Source organism: Caballeronia sp. AZ1_KS37 (assembly GCF_023631165.1).
GTDB classification, from domain to species: Bacteria; Pseudomonadota; Gammaproteobacteria; order Burkholderiales; family Burkholderiaceae; genus Caballeronia; species Caballeronia zhejiangensis.
This window is the reverse complement of sequence record NZ_JALQDP010000038.1, coordinates 83295-100128: the sequence shown is the minus strand read 5'-3', so window position 1 is coordinate 100128 and position 16834 is coordinate 83295. Positions and strand designations below refer to the sequence as shown.

At 60.2% G+C, this 16834-nt stretch carries 17 protein-coding genes; 12 read left to right on the top strand and 5 right to left on the bottom strand.

The features are described from left to right. Positions 1 to 14: 14 nt before the first annotated feature. Positions 15 to 650, bottom strand: a complete 636-nt coding sequence (locus tag NCS00_RS26165; RefSeq protein WP_008346417.1) for a TetR/AcrR family transcriptional regulator — start codon at positions 648 to 650, stop codon at positions 15 to 17. A 372-nt stretch (positions 651 to 1022) separates the two neighbouring features. Here NCS00_RS26165 and NCS00_RS26160 point away from each other — a divergent pair, with 372 nt between their 5' ends. After that, entirely contained in the window at positions 1023 to 1640 is a 618-nt protein-coding gene (locus NCS00_RS26160; protein ID WP_250441379.1) for an NUDIX hydrolase, read from the top strand. On the opposite strand, the gene NCS00_RS26155 is transcribed toward NCS00_RS26160, so the two are convergent. Then, a complete protein-coding gene (locus tag NCS00_RS26155; RefSeq protein WP_250441378.1) occupies positions 1637 to 2353 on the bottom strand; it encodes a haloacid dehalogenase type II in 717 nt (238 codons plus the stop codon). The genes NCS00_RS26160 and NCS00_RS26155 overlap by 4 nt on opposite strands. A gap of 169 nt (positions 2354 to 2522) precedes the next feature. On the opposite strand from NCS00_RS26155, the gene NCS00_RS26150 reads away from it, so the two are divergent. Together NCS00_RS26150 and NCS00_RS26145 are read left to right on the top strand one after the other, a co-directional pair. Further along, positions 2523 to 3566: a Dyp-type peroxidase gene (locus NCS00_RS26150; RefSeq protein ID WP_033536009.1), complete on the top strand. Its 1044-nt coding sequence runs from the start codon at positions 2523 to 2525 to the stop codon at positions 3564 to 3566. Further along, positions 3559 to 4362, top strand: a complete 804-nt coding sequence (locus NCS00_RS26145; protein WP_008346410.1) for a family 1 encapsulin nanocompartment shell protein — start codon at positions 3559 to 3561, stop codon at positions 4360 to 4362. Before NCS00_RS26150 ends, NCS00_RS26145 begins: the two co-directional genes overlap by 8 nt. A gap of 18 nt (positions 4363 to 4380) precedes the next feature. Here NCS00_RS26145 and NCS00_RS26140 read toward each other — a convergent pair whose 3' ends face one another. Then, on the bottom strand, positions 4381 to 4767 hold the full coding sequence (locus NCS00_RS26140) for a VOC family protein (protein ID WP_008346408.1): 387 nt from the start codon (positions 4765 to 4767) through the stop codon (positions 4381 to 4383). A 141-nt stretch (positions 4768 to 4908) separates the two neighbouring features. Next, positions 4909 to 5520, bottom strand: coding sequence for a TetR/AcrR family transcriptional regulator (locus NCS00_RS26135; RefSeq protein WP_008346406.1), 612 nt, complete (start codon positions 5518 to 5520; stop codon positions 4909 to 4911). 108 nt (positions 5521 to 5628) lie between these two features. Between NCS00_RS26135 and yghU the strand changes: the two genes are divergently transcribed. Then, positions 5629 to 6504: a glutathione-dependent disulfide-bond oxidoreductase gene (gene yghU / locus NCS00_RS26130; RefSeq protein WP_250441377.1), complete on the top strand. Its 876-nt coding sequence runs from the start codon at positions 5629 to 5631 to the stop codon at positions 6502 to 6504. 277 nt (positions 6505 to 6781) lie between these two features. After that, entirely contained in the window at positions 6782 to 8077 is a 1296-nt protein-coding gene (locus NCS00_RS26125) for a glycosyltransferase family 87 protein (RefSeq protein WP_239295316.1), read from the top strand. On the opposite strand, the gene NCS00_RS26120 is transcribed toward NCS00_RS26125, so the two are convergent. Continuing rightward, entirely contained in the window at positions 8038 to 9495 is a 1458-nt protein-coding gene (locus NCS00_RS26120; RefSeq protein ID WP_250441376.1) for an aldehyde dehydrogenase family protein, read from the bottom strand. The two genes, NCS00_RS26125 and NCS00_RS26120, sit on opposite strands and share 40 nt — an antisense overlap. Before the next feature lie 100 nt (positions 9496 to 9595). Between NCS00_RS26120 and NCS00_RS26115 the strand changes: the two genes are divergently transcribed. The 7 genes from NCS00_RS26115 (at position 9596) to NCS00_RS26085 (ending at position 16772) form a co-directional block, all read left to right on the top strand. Next, positions 9596 to 10543: a LysR family transcriptional regulator gene (locus NCS00_RS26115; protein ID WP_250441375.1), complete on the top strand. Its 948-nt coding sequence runs from the start codon at positions 9596 to 9598 to the stop codon at positions 10541 to 10543. 255 nt (positions 10544 to 10798) lie between these two features. After that, entirely contained in the window at positions 10799 to 12052 is a 1254-nt protein-coding gene (locus tag NCS00_RS26110; protein WP_175980217.1) for a porin, read from the top strand. Between the two features lie 102 nt (positions 12053 to 12154). After that, a complete protein-coding gene (locus NCS00_RS26105) occupies positions 12155 to 13900 on the top strand; it encodes a tannase/feruloyl esterase family alpha/beta hydrolase (protein ID WP_239295315.1) in 1746 nt (581 codons plus the stop codon). Between the two features lie 404 nt (positions 13901 to 14304). Beyond that, positions 14305 to 14535 (top strand): hypothetical protein, encoded by a 231-nt coding sequence (locus NCS00_RS26100; protein ID WP_250441374.1) that lies wholly within the window; start codon positions 14305 to 14307, stop codon positions 14533 to 14535. 74 nt (positions 14536 to 14609) lie between these two features. Further along, positions 14610 to 15680 (top strand): hypothetical protein, encoded by a 1071-nt coding sequence (locus NCS00_RS26095; protein ID WP_033536012.1) that lies wholly within the window; start codon positions 14610 to 14612, stop codon positions 15678 to 15680. Positions 15681 to 15780: 100 nt separating this feature from the next. Then, positions 15781 to 16071 carry a hypothetical protein gene (locus NCS00_RS26090; protein WP_175980219.1) on the top strand — a complete coding sequence of 97 codons (291 nt, stop codon included), beginning with the start codon at positions 15781 to 15783 and terminating at the stop codon, positions 16069 to 16071. Between the two features lie 143 nt (positions 16072 to 16214). Beyond that, on the top strand, positions 16215 to 16772 hold the full coding sequence (locus NCS00_RS26085) for a hypothetical protein (RefSeq protein ID WP_008346383.1): 558 nt from the start codon (positions 16215 to 16217) through the stop codon (positions 16770 to 16772). Positions 16773 to 16834: the final 62 nt, after the last annotated feature.

Genomic DNA, 16834 nt, shown 5'->3' with positions numbered 1-16834 from the left:
CAGACCCGCGTTGGTCAGTTGGTTGGACGCAGGTAGGTGAGCAACATGTCGAGATGCATCTCCGCGATCGCGTGCTGACGTTCGGGCTCGGCGTAATTGCGGCCGGTGAACATGTCGATGGTGAAGCGGTTCGACACGATGTAATAGCCCATGCCGACGAGCGTCACGTAAAAATCGAGCGGATCGACGCCCTGACGAAAGTGTCCGGCGGCGGCGCCACGTTCGAGCGTCGCGCGCAGCAGATCGACCACTGGCGAAATGGTCTCGCGCAAATGGCTCGAACGCTCCAGATAACGGCCTTCGTGCAGATTCTCGTTGTTGATGAGACTCAGCCACTGAGGGTTTTCCCGCAGATGCGTCCAGATCGAATGAGCCAGTTCGCGGACCGCTTCCGCTGGTTGCAGGCCGGACAGATTGAGGCCTTGCTCGCGTTGCGAAAACTGCATGTACATCGCTTCGAGCACGGCGACGTAGAGCCCTTCCTTGCTCGCGAAGTAGTAGTAGAGCATGCGCTCGTTCGTGCCCGCGGCCGTGGCGATGGCGTCGACTCTCGCGCCCGCGAGGCCGAACTTCGTGAATTGCTCCGTGGCGGCCTCCAGAATGCGCCGCCGCGTCCCCTCGGGGTCTCGTTTTGTTCGTTGTTCGCTCATATCTTTGCGGCTACGGATCGAATTACGATTGTCATTTTGATAGATGACATTATGCCGACCGTAATGGGCCAGAGCATAGATCCGAGTATAAGTAATCTTGCCGCCTTGACGACGAAAAAATGAAACGCTAGCGATATCGTCGAATCGATGAGAAACCATAGGAAACCGTCAGTCCAGCTTGACTCTCGCCGCGGCAGGCGGCCGCCTCCCTGCGCCGTAATGCAGAAAACGGTCCGGCGCAAGATGCTTGCGGTAAAGCGTCGCATGCATCGATTTTGCGACGAGGCGCAAGCAAAACTCACCGCTCTTTCGAACCTTAGAGCACCCGCTGCTCACGACCGCACAGTCATACATGGAAACGCAGGAATGAACATGTCCTCGAATCGACGACTCGAACAAGCGCGACGCCTGTTGGCCCTCGCACAAACGGGACTGCACTATACGAACGGCGCATTCGACAAGGAACGCTACGAAGAAATAGCGACGATCGCGCATGAACAGCTTGCCGAGATCGCATCGATGAAAGCGGGCGAAGTGGCGGAGCTTTTCGCATTCGAGTCGGGTTATGCGAACCCGAAGCTCGACGTCAGATGCGCCGTGTTCAACGAGTCCGGGCACATCCTGCTCGTGCGCGAAGCAGCCGATGGATTGTGGTCGCTTCCCGGCGGCTGGGCGGATGTCGGCCTGTCGCCTACGGAGAATGCCGCGAAGGAAGTGCGTGAGGAAAGCGGCTATACGGTCGACATCGTGCGGCTGCTGGCCGCGTGGGATACGGCGAAGCACCCGCATCCGCCGTCGGTCTTTCACATCTGGAAGCTCGTCTTTCTCGGCGAGATCGTGGGAACCGGCAATGTGATCGGCGTGGAAACCGATGCCGTCGAGTTCTTCAGTCTCGACGACCTTCCGCCGCTGTCGCTGGGCCGCATCATGCCCGCGCAGATCCGGCGTCTGGACGCGCTGCGACGCGGCGGCGAAGTCGACTTCGACTAAAGCGAATTCTGATGGGCTTCGACCAGATCGGCCATGCTGTTGAAGCGGAAGTCGATCTTCGGCTGAACGCCCGGGTCCATCGTCGCGCCGAAGCCGGGCTGCGAATGACGGCGATAAATCCAGCACGATGCAAGGCCAAAACCATTCGCAGGCTTGTGATCGTGGAAAAGGCTTTCGGCCGTATGCAGGATCTTTTCCTTGCGGATTCCGCGCTCGCCCAGCTTTTCCAGCATGTATTCGAAATTGCGCGGCGAAGGCTTATAAGATCCGATATCTTCCGCCGTAATGATTGCGTCGAACTCCACCTGTAGCCTTGCATTGCTATGGGCAAAGCTCTCATTGTCGACATTCGACAGAATCACGAGCTTGTAATGCTGCTTCAGATATCGAAGGGCATCGGCGGAATCGGGGAATGCGGGCCAGTCGCGAATCGAGCGGCCATAGACCATGCAATCTTCCTGAGTGAAAGAAACGCCCCACTCTTCCGCGAGCCGCTTGTACACGATAGCCAGTAACTCCTGATAGCGCTTGCCCGGCGTGTACTTCTGTTGCGACGACTCGTGACGCGCATGGGCCTCGAGCACCTGATCGCGAGTCAGCTCGGGCTGAACGCGATCCAGCAGCGGACGCAGCGCTTCGAAGATACCGGTTTCCCAGTCGATCAGCGTGCCGTAGCAGTCGAAGGTCAGCGTATCGAAGTCAGTCAGTTTCACAGTCGCTCCTGTCGGTCGATGAAGATGATTGGATCACGAAGTTTGGCGCTCCGTGATGTTACATAACCGTGCGATTTCGGGTATTGATCACATGAACTTGGTGTATCGTCGGTTCGCAGCAGTGATACGCCAGCTTATGATCCTATGAAACTTCAGGTTATCTTTTCAGATGCCAAACAACACACCCGAACCACAAGCCGTCTGTGATCCTATTTCCCGAAGCGCGATCTTCATCGTCGCCACCGTGGCGCGCGGCGAAGGCAAGGCCGATGTCGTGCGCTCATGGTGCGGCGACATCGCGGCGCTGGTCCGCGCGGTCGGCACGCGCGCGCCGACCGCGAATTTGTCCTGCGTATGCGGCTTCAGCGCCGATGCGTGGGACATGCTCTTCGGCGCGCCGCGCCCCGCGTCGCTGCATCCGTTTCGCGAGTTCGGCTCGGGCGAGCGCCGCGCGATCGCGACGCCCGGCGACATCCTCATGCATATCCGCGCGGATCACATGGACCTTTGTTTCGAGCTCGCCGCGCAGATGCTCAACAAGCTCGGCGATGCAGTGACGGTCGTCGATGAAGTGCATGGCTTTCGCTACTTCGATCTGCGCGACATGGTGGGCTTCGTCGATGGCACCGAGAACCCGACAGGAAAGAGCGCCGCGCATTACACGATCATCGATGAAGAAGATCCCGATTTCGCCGGCGGCAGTTATGTGATCGTGCAGAAGTATCTGCATAACCTGGATGCGTGGAATGGCCTCACCGTCGAGCAACAGGAACTGATCATCGGACGTGAAAAGTTATCCGATGTCGAACTGGACGATTCGATCAAGCCGTCGTGCTCGCATAGCTCGCTCACGACGATCGAAGAGAACGGCAAGGAAGTGAAGATCCTTCGGCATAACATGGCGTTCGGACGTCCGGGAGCGAAGGAGTTCGGCACGTATTTCATCGGCTATGCGCGCACGCCCGCGCCGATCGAACAGATGCTCGAGAACATGTTCGTCGGCAGGCCGCCGGGCAATTACGACCGCCTGCTCGATTACAGCCGCGCGGTGACGGGCGGCCTGTTCTTCGTGCCGTCCAACGATCTGCTCGACGAACTTCCCGACCGCAACCCGGATGCCGCGACTTCTTCCGCCAGCGATAACGCGCCTGAAGATAGCCGCGCAGGAACATTGAACATCGGCTCACTCAAAGGAACTTCACAAGATGAATAACTTGCATCGAGAGCTCGCGCCGATCTCCGGCGCCGCATGGTCGCAGATCGAAGCCGAAGTCGCGCGCACGTTCAAGCGCGCGCTCGCGGGCCGCCGCGTCGTCGACGTGAAGAGTCCCGGCGGCACGGCGCTATCGGGCATCGGTACGGGGCATCAGACGAACATCGCTTCACCGAAGCAAGGCGTCGCGGCGAAGTTATACGACGTGAAGCAACTCGTGCAACTCACCGTGCCGTTCACGTTGCAGCGCGAAGCGATCGACAGCGTCGAACGCGGCTCCAACGATGGCGACTGGCAACCCGCGAAGACCGCCGCGAACGAACTGGCGCTCGCGGAAGACAGCGCGATCTTCGACGGCTTCGCGGCCGCCGGCATCACCGGCATCCGCGAGGGCAGCTCCAATGCGCCGACGTATCTCCCCGCGGACGTCGCCGATTATCCCGCCGCGATCAGTCAGGCGCTCGAGAAGCTGCGCCTTGCCGGCGTCGACGGACCCTATTCCGTGCTGCTCGGCGCGGATGCTTATACCGCGCTCGCCGAAGCGAGCGATCAGGGCTATCCGGTCATTCAGCACATCAAGCGCATCGTGAGCGGCGATCTCGTGTGGGCGCCCGCGCTTCAGGGCGGCTGTGTGCTCTCGACGCGTGGCGGCGATTACGAGCTGCATCTCGGCCAGGACTTGTCGATCGGCTATACGAGTCATACCGACACGACCGTGCAGCTCTATCTGCGCGAAACGCTCACGTTCCTGATGCTGACGAGCGAAGCGTCCGTGTCCATCGCGGCGGGCGAATAACGTTTCGTCGCGATCGCTTCAGTTGTCGAATGTGCCCTGATACTCGGGCGCGGCATCGGAGCGCGTATTCATTTCGAACATCACGCCGCCCGGGGCGCGGCAGAAAAAGCGCGAGCCGCGCCCGTTGTTGAAGATGTCCGTCTCCATCTCCACGCCTTCCGACTTGAAGCGTTCGTATAGATCGCGCACATCATCGAGGCTCGGCAATTCGAAGCCGACATGAAACGCGCGCGGCCATTCCGGTGCATCGTCGCGCGCGTGATCGATCACGACATCGAAACCGGGACGCTTGAGTATGTACGACTGGTCCCACGTTCCGGATATCGTGAAGCCGAGATACTGCTCGAAGAATCGAGCGGTCGCGGGTGTGTCGGCGGAAGGGAAACTGAGGTGATTGAGCTTCATGTCTTGGCTCGGTCTCTACTGGGTTGATAGAGACTTCAGAATATAAGCAAAAGCTCACATTCGACTACTCGCATTGCGAACAGCCGCCGAAAGCCCGCAGCGATGCGGCTTGCACCGTCGCGTCGCTTCCATTGCTCGCATTTACGCGCCGCCGCTTCTCGACAGATAGCCGAAAACAGCGGCCCGAACGCGGCGTTCGAGGTCGTCGAGATCGCGCTCGCCGCGTTCGCCCGCGGCATCGACCATGCCTTTGACGATGGCGAGCAGATCGGCCGCCGCCACTTCCGGATTCGGATGACGTGGTGCGGCACGACCGACGATCGTCTCGACCAGCGCGTCCATTTCCCCTTTCGCCACTTCGCCGCGCAATGCCGGCCGTCCTTCCGCGATATCGAGCAGACGCGCGAGCATCGGACGCTGTAGTTGCTGACGCACGGACGCGCCGATCAGATATTCGAGCGCCGCCTTGCCGCTACGTTTGGTGAGCGCGACCGATGCATCCTCATAAAAGCGCGCGCTTTCACGACGAATCAGCGCGACGATGAGCGCATCCTTGCCCGGAAAGTATTGATAGAGCGAACCGATGCTGACGCCCGCGCGACGCGCGACCGCGTTCGTGTTGAATCCTTCGAAGCCCTCGCTTTCGAGCACTTGCGCCGCTGCTTCGACGATGGATGCCACCGTGGCTTCGGAGCGCGATTGCGCGGGCGCTTTTCGCGGGCGATACGGTTTGTGCGATGGACGCTGGCTCATTCGTTTCCTCTCGTGGATTGCGGAGCCGATTGTACAAAGCCCGGTCAAGCATGTTTTCGGACGACCTGATAACCTCGTCCGAATTCATATTGCAAAGGAGCTTGAAGCATGAGCGCATCGAACGAATATGTGCCGCCGGCCGTATGGACCTGGACCAAGGAAAGCGGCGGACAATTCGCCAATATCAATCGGCCGGTCTCCGGTACGACACATGAAAAGGCATTGCCCGTCGGCCGTCATCCGTTACAGCTCTATTCGCTCGCCACGCCCAACGGCGTGAAAGTCACCGTGATGCTCGAAGAGTTGCTGGCGCTTGGTCATCGCGATGCGGAATACGATGCGTGGCTCATTCGCATCGGCGATGGCGATCAGTTCGGCAGCGGCTTCGTCGATATCAATCCGAATTCGAAGATTCCGGCGCTCGTGGATCGCAGCGGCGCAACGCCCGTGCGCGTTTTCGAATCCGGCGCGATCCTGCTTTATCTCGCGGAGAAGTTCGGCGCATTCGTGCCGACGGAACCGGCAAAGCGCGCCGAGTGCTTGTCGTGGCTTTTTTGGCAGATGGGAAGCGCGCCCTATCTGGGCGGTGGATTCGGGCACTTCTATGCTTATGCGCCGAGCAAGATGGAATATCCGATCGATCGCTTCGCCATGGAAGTGAAGCGTCAACTCGACGTGCTCGACAAGCGTCTCGCGCAGAGCACTTATATTGCCGGGGACGATTACACCATTGCGGATATCGCGATTTTTCCGTGGTACGGCGGCCTCGTGAACGGCTGGCTATACAACGCCGCCGAGTTCCTCTCCGTGCATGAATACAAGCATGTGCGCCGCTGGGCCGAATTGATCGGCGCACGTCTCGCCGTTAAACGCGGCCGCATGGTGAACCGTACTTTCGGCGAGCCGTCGAGCCAGTTGCATGAGCGCCATGACGGATCCGATTTCGATACGCGCACGCAGGACAAGATCGCCGCGGAGAAGTGACGACTGCGAGCCGCGTGACGATAAGCCTGATATTTGCTTTCAACACGCGGCATGCATAAAAACGCACGAGCGTCATCCATTTTTCAAAAAGCAGTTTCTTCATTGCACTGCGCAAATACCAGATTGACGCGGCCCCTGTGATGCTGTCACGATTCGTAGGCCATACGATCCGCTAACGGTTCTCTCGCCCGATTTCATGCGACGAATAGCGGATCAATCGCAAAGGATTCGTTACAGCGCCCTTACAACGTGACAGCCGGCACACGGGAGAACGTCCATGTTGAACGCTCGGGTTGGCGCCAGATCTGCGGATAACGTCCGGATCATCGCGGCTTTGCTCATGCTGGTCGCGGCGGGTTTTCTCGCGATTCGCATGGTCATCATCTATCACTACACGCTGAGTTATTCGGCCGATCATCCGAAGGCCTTCAGCGATTTCAATTTCTACTATTACGCCTTCAGCAGCGTGCTGAATTCGCCGCACGATCCGTCGCTCATCTATAACAACGAGCGGCTCGTCGCCTATCTGACGACGCTCGGCGCCAATCTCGACGATATCCTGATCTATTGTTATCCGCCGCAATTTGCGCTGATCTTTGCGCCGTTCGCGTTATTGCCGTCGTTCACCGCGAAGCTCGCCTGGGTCGCGATGTCGGTCGTGCTGTCCATCATCGGCGCAGTGCTTCTCGCGAAGATGGCCTATCGCGGCGAAGACAGGCGCGTGACCGCGCTGCTCATCGGCGTGACCATGCTGAGCTTTCCGGTTCTGCATGACGCCTATCTCGCGCAATCGAACCAGCTTCTTTTCTTTCTTCTCGTGACGTCGTTCTTCTTGATCGAGCGCGGCAATCGCTGGCTCGCGGGAGTCTTTCTCGCGTTCGCCGTCGTCTTCAAGGTGACACCGCTCGCCATCGTCGGCTTGCTTCTCTTGCGACGCGAATGGCGCACGGTAATCTCGACGGGCGTCTGCGCCATCGCGATCACGCTCTTCACCGCGAGCAAGCTCGGCTTTCGCGTGATCTGGGAATATCTGACCGTCGAGATCGGGCGAGCGCAGACGTACATCCTCGGCGCGGGCGGCTTGCCCGGCAACAGTTCGGTGCGCGGCGCATTGCAGACGATATCCGAAAAGCTCGGCACGCCCGCATCCGAAGCGACGCTTCACGCGACATCGACGATCTTCGCCGCGATCATCTGCGTGTTCGCGTGTTACCTCGTCTTCTTCCGCAGCCGCGACAAACGCATGGACTACGCGCTCGCATGCATGACGATGCTGCTTGCCGCGCCGATCCTCGAGCCGATCCACATGGTCGTCGCGCTGATTCCGCTCGTGATTCTGCTCGGCACGGCAATCGAGCGCCGCGATCTGCAACTGTCCGCGATTTCGCCTCGCATCGAGATGCTGCTTCTCGCGATTGCCGTGCTCTTGCTGTTCTTCATGGAGCGATCCGCGATGTACACGATCTCGGCGCTGATCACCTACGCGCTCTGCATCGCGCGTTATTTCGGGCCTGCCACAGCGGTGCGTCGCAATCAGCACGCGGAATCGGGCGGCCTCGAGTCGCGGGCTTGACGGACGCCCAGCAGTGCCTTCGGTTCGAGGAACGCTTCGATGCCGAACGTGCCGTATTCGCGTCCGATGCCCGATTGCTTGAATCCGCCGAACGGCGCAGCAGGTTCATGCGCGAGCGTGTTGACGAGCACGCGCCCCGCGTCGATGCGCGACGCCACCGCGTTCGCGCGCGCGGCGTCCGATGAAGCGATGTACGCCTGCAAACCATAAGGCGTATCGTTGGCGATCGCGATGGCATCTTCGATATCGCCGTACGCGATGATCGACAGCACCGGCCCGAAGATTTCCTCTCGCGCAATGGTCATGTCGTTGGTCACGTCGCTGAAGAGCGTCGGACGCACGAACCAGCCGGCGCCGACGTGATCCGGACGCCCCTCGCCACCCGCGATCAGTCGCGCGCCCTCATCGATGCCAATACGGATATAACGCTGCACGCGCTCCCATTGCTTGCGGCTCACCATCGGGCCGATGCTCGTATGCGGATCGCGCGGATCGCCCGAGCGAATCTTCTCGATGGCGCTCACGATTTTCTCTTCGAACTCCGCGAGCCGCGCACGCGGCACCAGAATGCGCGTGCCCGCGATGCATGCCTGACCGCTGTTCATGAAGCCAGCATCGAGCGCGAGCGGCACGGCTTCGTCGAAGTTCGCATCGTCGAGCACGATCGTCGGCGACTTGCCGCCGAGTTCGAGCGTCACGCGCTTGAGCGTATCGGCGGCTGTGCGCAGGATCGTCTTGCCGACGACCGTCGATCCCGTGAACGACAGCTTCGCGACATCGGGATGCGCGCTGATCTCCGCGCCCACAATATCGCCTCGGCCCGTGACGATGTTGAACACGCCTGCCGGAAGTCCCGCCTCATGCAGCGCTTCGGTGACGACGCGCGTTTGCATCGCGCTCATTTCGCTCGGTTTGATGACCGCCGTGCAACCCGCCGCGAGCGCCGCCGCCAGCTTGCCGCAGATAAAGCCGGCGTCGCTATTCCACGGCGTGATCAGCCCGGCAACGCCGAGCGGTTGCATCATTACTTTTGCCGTACCCGCGTCACGCACGAACGCATAGTCTTCGAGCACCTTCGCCGCTTCCAGCAGCACGTTGCTCGCATGTCGCGCCATCCAGCGCCCGCGCGAAACCGGTGCGCCGTATTCTTCGACGATGGCCTCGAAAAGCTCATCCTCTTTCGCGATGACGGCGGCGTGCATGCGCTTCAGCATGTCGATACGTTCGCGCTTGTCCGTCCGCGAGAATGCGGGAAATGCGCGCTTCGCCGCCGCAATTGCATTGCGCGCATCGTCCTTGTCTGCGAGGCGCACGCGGCCGATAACTTTTTCTGTCGCGGGATTGAAGAGTTCGAAAAGCTCGTTGCCGTGCGGCGTGACAAACGCGCCGCCGATATAAATCTGGTCGATGTCATGCATGATGAATTCGCTCGGTCGATGTATTGAGCAAAAGATAAGGCGTTTGCATTGATTCGACTAGACGTACAATCCGGCATGACATATTGAACGATTTAGCATAATGAAAACATCGGGGCTCACCGAACTCGAAGCGGTTCTTTCCGTCGCGCGGCATCGCAGCTTTCGCGCGGCGGCGAATGAACTGAGCGTATCGACGTCCGCGCTGAGTCATGCGATCGCCGCGCTGGAGGCTCGCATCGGCGTGCGGCTCTTCAATCGCACGACCCGAAGCGTGTCGCTTTCCGAGGCCGGCGCGCAATTCGTGCAGAATATCGCGCCCGCGCTTTCGACGATTCGCGACGCGCTCGAACAGGCCGGCAGCTTTCGCGACACGCCATGGGGTACGTTGCGTATCAATACATCGGTGGGCGCGGCGCATCAGGCGATGCCGCTTTTCATCGCGTTCCTGAAGCGCTATCCGGACATGAAGCTCGATATCGTCACCGAAGGCCGGCTCATCGATATCGTCGTCGAAGGTTTCGATGCGGGCATTCGTCTGCTGGAAACCGTACCGCAAGACATGATCGCGGTGCCGTTCGGCGATCGCCAGCGCTTCGCCGTCGTCGGCAGTCCCGCGTACTTCGAACAGCACAAGCCGCCACGCACGCCTGCCGACCTCGCGACGCATCGTTGCATTCGCAGCCGCATGCCGAGCGGGTCGATCTATCAATGGGAATTCGAGCGGCATGGCGAATCCATACGCATCGATGGCGACGGCGCGCTGACGCTCGACGAACCGGGCATGATGCTGACCGCCGCGCGCGCGGGGATCGGTCTCGCTTACCTGACCGAATGGAATGTCGCCGCGGATCTCGAAGCAGGCGCCCTCGTGCGCGTGCTCGAAGACTGGACGCCGCCGCTCGACGGACTATGCCTCTACTATCCCGGCCGTCGTCATGTGCCGGCGGGCTTGCGCGCATTGACGGACATGATCCGCGAATATGCCGACGCAAATCGAAAGCACCCGGCGCCGAAAAAGAAGCGTCGAAAGGTCAATTCAAAGACTTAACGCCGCCATCAGTTTTGTTTATCGCGATTTTCGGTGTGAGGCGTTCGATTGTCGCTTGAAAGCGGCATTCCGACACTGTGCCTGCAAGGCTCGCCTCATTTCCGGACGCGACCTTGCATTTCACTTTCGGTATCGGATCAATGGTTAACCCTTTCTTTTCATGCCCTGTCATCGGCGTACGTTCGCACCGGCGGGCAATCGTCGCACTACGCGCGATGCTATCGCTCACCAATCCAACGACAACGATGAGGGTGTATGAGAGTGAGACATCAACTGAAGCCATTAAGCGCGGGCGTGTTGTTCTATGCGGCGGCGATCGCAACGCCGGCGTTAGCGCAAAGCAGCGTCACGCTGTACGGTATCGTCGACGATTCGATCGTCTATCAGAGCAGCCAGACCAATCTCGCAAAGACGAACCCGGGCCGCTCGAACGTCAAGACCGGATCGGGCATCTGGGCCGGTAGCCGCTTCGGTTTGAAGGGCGCCGAAGATCTCGGCGGCGGCAACAAGGCCATCTTCCAGTTGGAATCGGGCTTCGACATCAATAGCGGACAAGCGCAGTTCACCAATGCGATGTTCGGCCGTCAGGCATGGGTCGGTCTCACGAATCCGGCGTACGGTACGTTGACGTTGGGTCGTCAATACACCTCGTACTACACGCTGCTCTCGCCGTATAGCCCGACGAACTGGCTGACCGGTTACTTCGGCGCGCATCCGGGCGATCTGGACGGCCTCGACACGATCTATCGCGCGAACAATTCGATCGTCTATACGTCGCCGAAGATGTATGGCTTCACCGTAAGCGGCTCGTACTCGCTTGCAGGCGTGCCTGACAGCGTGTATCAGGGGTCGACGTGGTCGGCTGCGTTGCAATACCAGCAAGGCCCGATCGGCGGCACGGTCGCCTTCTCGCGCATCAACAACGCGGCCAATGGCGGCGGCATCTACAGCAGCAGCTCGACGACGATCAACAGCACGGCAGCGACCGATGGTTCGGGCCAGCCGGGCGTGTCGGCGGTGACGGCCGGTTATCAACGCGCACAAGCGCAGCAGCGCTTCGCGGTTGCAGGCGGTTATCAGTTCAACAGCGCGTGGGACATCTCGGTCACGTACACGAACGTTCAATACATCCCGGGCGTGAATTCGCAATTCACCGACGAAGCCGTGTTCAACACGGTCGGCTCGGTGTTGCACTGGAAGGCGACGTCGGCATGGGACTTCGCAGCGGGCTACAGCTATACATGGGCCAGCAAGGCGAACGGCATCAACGACGCGGCTTCGTACCACCAGTTCAATCTCTCGCAGTACTACTCGCTGTCGAAGCGCACGGGACTGTACGCACTGGAAGCGTTCCAGCGTGCGAACGGCAACACGCTGGCGGCGCCCTCGGGCACCGCTACGAACCGTCAGACGGCCGCCAACGCAACGATCGGCGACGGCTTCCAGAGCGCGCCGTCGGCATCGCGCAGCATGTTCGCGGCGGGCGTCGGCATCATCCATCGCTTCTGATCGAACGCGCGTAGCACCACGATCGTTTCATATCGTCCGCACGCTTCGGCGTGCTGGCGACGTTCGTCCGTACGCCATCAAAACGAAGTCTAGGAGATAACTATGAGAGCTCTGGATCCCAAGCGATTAATGGCGCTGATAACCGCCTGCCTCGTGACCGTCGTCGTCACGGCATGCGGAGGCAGTGGCAACAATAGCGGTAGCGGCAACGCCGCGCAAACACCCTTGGCCGTGGTGAAACCTACGGTCGATTGCTCGAAGCTGGCATCGGTCGATTTGAGCGATATCGGCGGCACCGGCAGCACGATCACATCGGCGACGGTCACGGCCGCGACCGTCAACGGCGCCACCGTCAACTTCTGCACGGTCAAAGGCACGCTCGCGCCTTCGAATACGTTCGAGGTCGCACTGCCCGTCGACTCGTGGACACAGCGCTTCGCCGAACTCGGCTGCGGCGGCTTGTGCGGCAATCTGAGCGATCCGACTCAGCAAAGCTCCTTCAGTTTCAGCTATACGTGCCCGCTCGTTCAACAAGGCGGCTTTGTCACGGCAGCGACCGACATGGGTCATTCGGGTCAGGATTCGACATGGTCGACCGATCCGCAAAAGCAGGCCGACTTTGCGTATCGCGGCCAGCACATCACGACGCTCGCCGCGAAGAAGTTGATCAAGGCTTACTACGGACAAGAGCAGAAATACGCTTACTTCGTCGGCTGTTCGGATGGCGGCCGTGAAGCGCTGATGGCCGCGCAACGTTATCCGTCGGATTACAACGGCATCGTCGCGGGCGCGCCGGCTGCGCATTTCCAGATTCAAAACTCGCTCTATCACGGCTGGAACGTCGAATCGAACAGCACGACGGGTACGAGCGCAGGCAAGGCCGTGCTCTATGCCGACAAGGCTCAACTGCTGCACAAGGCAGTCGTGGCCGCATGCGGCGGTCAAGCCAACGTACCCGATGGTCTCCTCGCCGATCCGCGTACCTGTCACTTCGATCCCGCATCGATTCAATGCGCGGCCAATGCATCGAGCACGAGCAACTGTCTGACGGCCGCCGAAGTCGCAACGGCCTCGAAGATCTACAGCGGCCCGACCGATACGAATACCGGCATGCTCATGCTGGGCGGCTCGCCGCAGTTCGGCTCGGAAGCGAACTGGATCGGTGTCGAAGTGCCGACGACGAACTCGACGGACGCAGCCGTGCCCGTCACCAGTCTCTTCAGCTACATGATCGTGACCGGGGCATATAACCTGATCTTCACGGGGTCGCCGTCGATGCCGAATGTCGACACCTTCGGCTATCACGATGCGAGCTTCTATTCGAGCTATCTGCAGGCGAACCATCCGCTCAACGATGCAACGAGCCCCGATCTGTCGGCGTTCAAGAACGCGGGCGGCAAGCTGATCCTGTGGCACGGCTGGGCGGATCAGCACATCTCCCCGCTTTTCACGATCCGCTATTACCAGGCCGTGAAGGACACGATGGGCGAAGCGAGCGCGAACGAGTTCTCGCGTTTGTATGTCGTGCCGGGCGTGGGTCACTGCGGCGGCGGCGAAGGCTTTCCGAACATCGATCTCGTATCGCAGATCACGGGCTGGGTCGAACAAGGCACATCGCCGAATGCGGTGATGACCTATCAGACCGATGCGACGACGAGCAAGGTGACGGCATCGCGTCCGGTGTATCCGTATCCGGCCGTGGCGAAGTTCAGCGGCAGCGGCGACTGGCACGACGGTGCGAACTGGAGCCAAGGTGCGCCGCTGTATAACGACGCTGCGCCGACATGGGCTGGCGCGAGCTTCTATACGTCGTATAGCCCGAAGACGCAGGGCGTGGCTGCACCGTAAGTTGCATCGAGCGCGCTGCTGTCGTTCCATCATTACCGGTGATGCAGCGGCGCGCACATCCCCCTTGACTCACGCGGGCAAAGAGTCAGTTCTGCTGCCACGAGAAGTTCCTGTGCCGTTCTCGCCGAAGCATGGTAATCCAAGCAAGGCAAGCGAAACGATTATCAGCACCCTTGCTGCAGTAGAAACGGCTACGCAGAAAACGATAAACGGCAGAAAAGACCAGTCGAAATGTTGCCGTACACAAGATGTTTTTTCTGCTATCGGGTTTACTTCTACGTCGGAACAAAGTAACCTTTCCCCGCTGATTTAATACCGGCAACGCACGCTCAGGGCGCGAACTGCATCGCGCCGCCGTCAGCAATTTTGACGTCATCGAAGTCGTATCGCTGCACATGTTACCGATGACCGACGCGAATTCACCTTCGCGGATCATCGTCATCGAACGCTGGCCATTCCGCATGCACATCGTTTTTGTGCTCGGCTTTGCTTCAGCGAATCTGCACTGGCTTGGCTTTTTCGGCGCACCGATACGCGTCGTCAATGGCGTTCATCCTGAGCCAGTCATTCGGATTACTAACAAGCTCTTTCAACTATTTCGGATGCGCGACCGATTCTGCGCATCGCCTCGTTGATCGCTCGACCCGGCGCTCAACGTGTGCCCTGATCGTTGCGAAAGCGCGCATCTCCGTTAGTCATACTAAACGCCATGAAGAACAGAATTGCCTCCTTCCTGCCCCGATCCATTGCGGCAACCCTCGCCGCAAGCATGGTGCTTGCCGCCTGCGGTGGCAGCGACAACCCCGCCGACACCGCCGCGGCGAGCACGAGCGCGGCATCGCTGAAGTCGACCGCGAAGGCCGCAAGCGGCAGTGGCTCGATCTTTTACGGCGCGAACGGCCACAACAGCAACGGCGGCGCATACGACGTCGTGGGCGCGAAGACGCAGTTGTCGCAATTGCAGGATCTCGGCGCAACGATCTATCGCAATGACGTGTACAGCCAGACATCGGCCAACATGGTTGCGAACATCGCGAAGACGATGGAAGAAGGCGGCGTCACCGTGTATCCGGTGATGCTCATGAACCTGAACTACAACAGCGAGAACGACGCCTACAAGGCGGGCTACACGCTCGGCCAGCAGACGGCCAACAGCTACCCCTACAAGTACTACGAGGTCGGCAACGAACTCGAAGCGAAGGCGCTTATCGGCAATGTCGACGGCACCGTCTGGTATCAGTACAACAACTGGTCGTTCATGCTCGCGCGCGGCGTGATCCGCGGGATGATCGCAGGCGTGAAGTCCGTGGACAGCTCCGCGAAGATCGTCCTCGGCGGCACCTGGCTGCACACCGCTTTCTTCCAGATGCTCGCCGACGGTTCGCAACCGGACGGCACCTGGGGTCATCCGGCGGTGAGTTGGGATGTCACGTCGTGGCACTGGTATTCGAGTCAGGGCGACATGACGCACGCATGTGGCGGCACGGGATGTCATGACGTGCTCCAGTTTCTGCACGATATGGGCAAGCCGGTATGGATCAACGAGTTCGGCGTGCGCCCAGACTTCGGCTCGTACAGCCAGATCGCGACATACATGACAGGCAGTCTGATGATGGCGCAGTTCGCGAGCGTCGCGTCGAAGTACAACATCCAGTCGATTCAGGCCTTCGAACTCTACGACGACAGCGAAGGCGATTACGGTCTTATCCAGAGCGACGGACTCACGCAGAAGGCCGCCTACTGGGCATACAAGACCTTCGTGCAGAACCATCCGATGTGATCGGGCCACCGGTAAGGAACCGAAAGGCGGGCGTGTTCAAGCATCGTCGCGACAGGCCGTTATTGCGGCTTTGCAGTAGCGCATAAAGACGAGGCCAGCGATGCAGATCAACAGTGCGACCACGGCCGCCTATACGAGCGCCGATACGCCTCTTCCCCGCCGCGCCGCGCCTGCCGATGACACGACCGACGTCGAGCAGGACACATCGGCCGACGATGCCGCCGTCCCTCAGCAAACCAACCCGCCGTCATCGGTGAAATCGTTCGCTTATGGCGCGCTCGGGCTGGAACGTCCCGAAGTGCAGGCGACCGATACGAATGGCTTCTACACCGCGGGCAAATGGGTTGCAGCGGCGGCGACCATCGGCGGAATCGTGTCCCTGTTCGTCTGATCGCTCGCGGATTAATACCTGGAAATAACTCGCCGGATTGGCGCCTTGCTCCGCATATCGGATTACGGCGCGTCGCGGGAAGATATCGATGCGTGATGTCGACAGACACACCGCCCTTCTTTCCATCGATACGACGCCAAGCCATGCAAGTTCAATTCGGCGGCCCGAGCATGTTCGGCACGCTCATCGCTCGCGCGCTCCTTGCCTTCGGGGCAAGCGCGCTTTCCGGCTGTACGTGGACGCTGATTACGGCCGCCGATGCCGCCGGCTCGCTCGTGCAGGCGGGCATGACGGTCGCGTCGAACTATTCGTCGCCGACATCGGTGACGGGCTCGCCTGCCTCGTTGCAATCCGTATGCATCGAACTGAACCAGAACGTCGCGACAGGCGACTTCGTGCCCTCGCTGCAGGTCGCGTTGCAGCGGCGCGGCGTGATTTCGACGGTCTATAACCCCGGCACGTCGCCGCCCGGTTGCGAGGCGATGTTCGTCTACGCCGCGACGACGAGCTGGAACAAGCGCGCGTTCGGCAGCGAGCCGGTGCCGTATCTGTCGGCGATCGATCTCACGATCGTGCGTCAAGGGCAGATTCTCGTGACGGCGCGCTACGACACCAATGGTCTGAACGTAGACCGTTTCGCGAGCGCGCGGCAGAAGCTCGATGCGCTGGTCGACCGTATGGTGGTCTCGCGCACACAGTGAAGGTCGCTTTCCTTACGGCATCTTTCCGATGCGATTTCACGCGTGAAACCGGTGCTAATCTG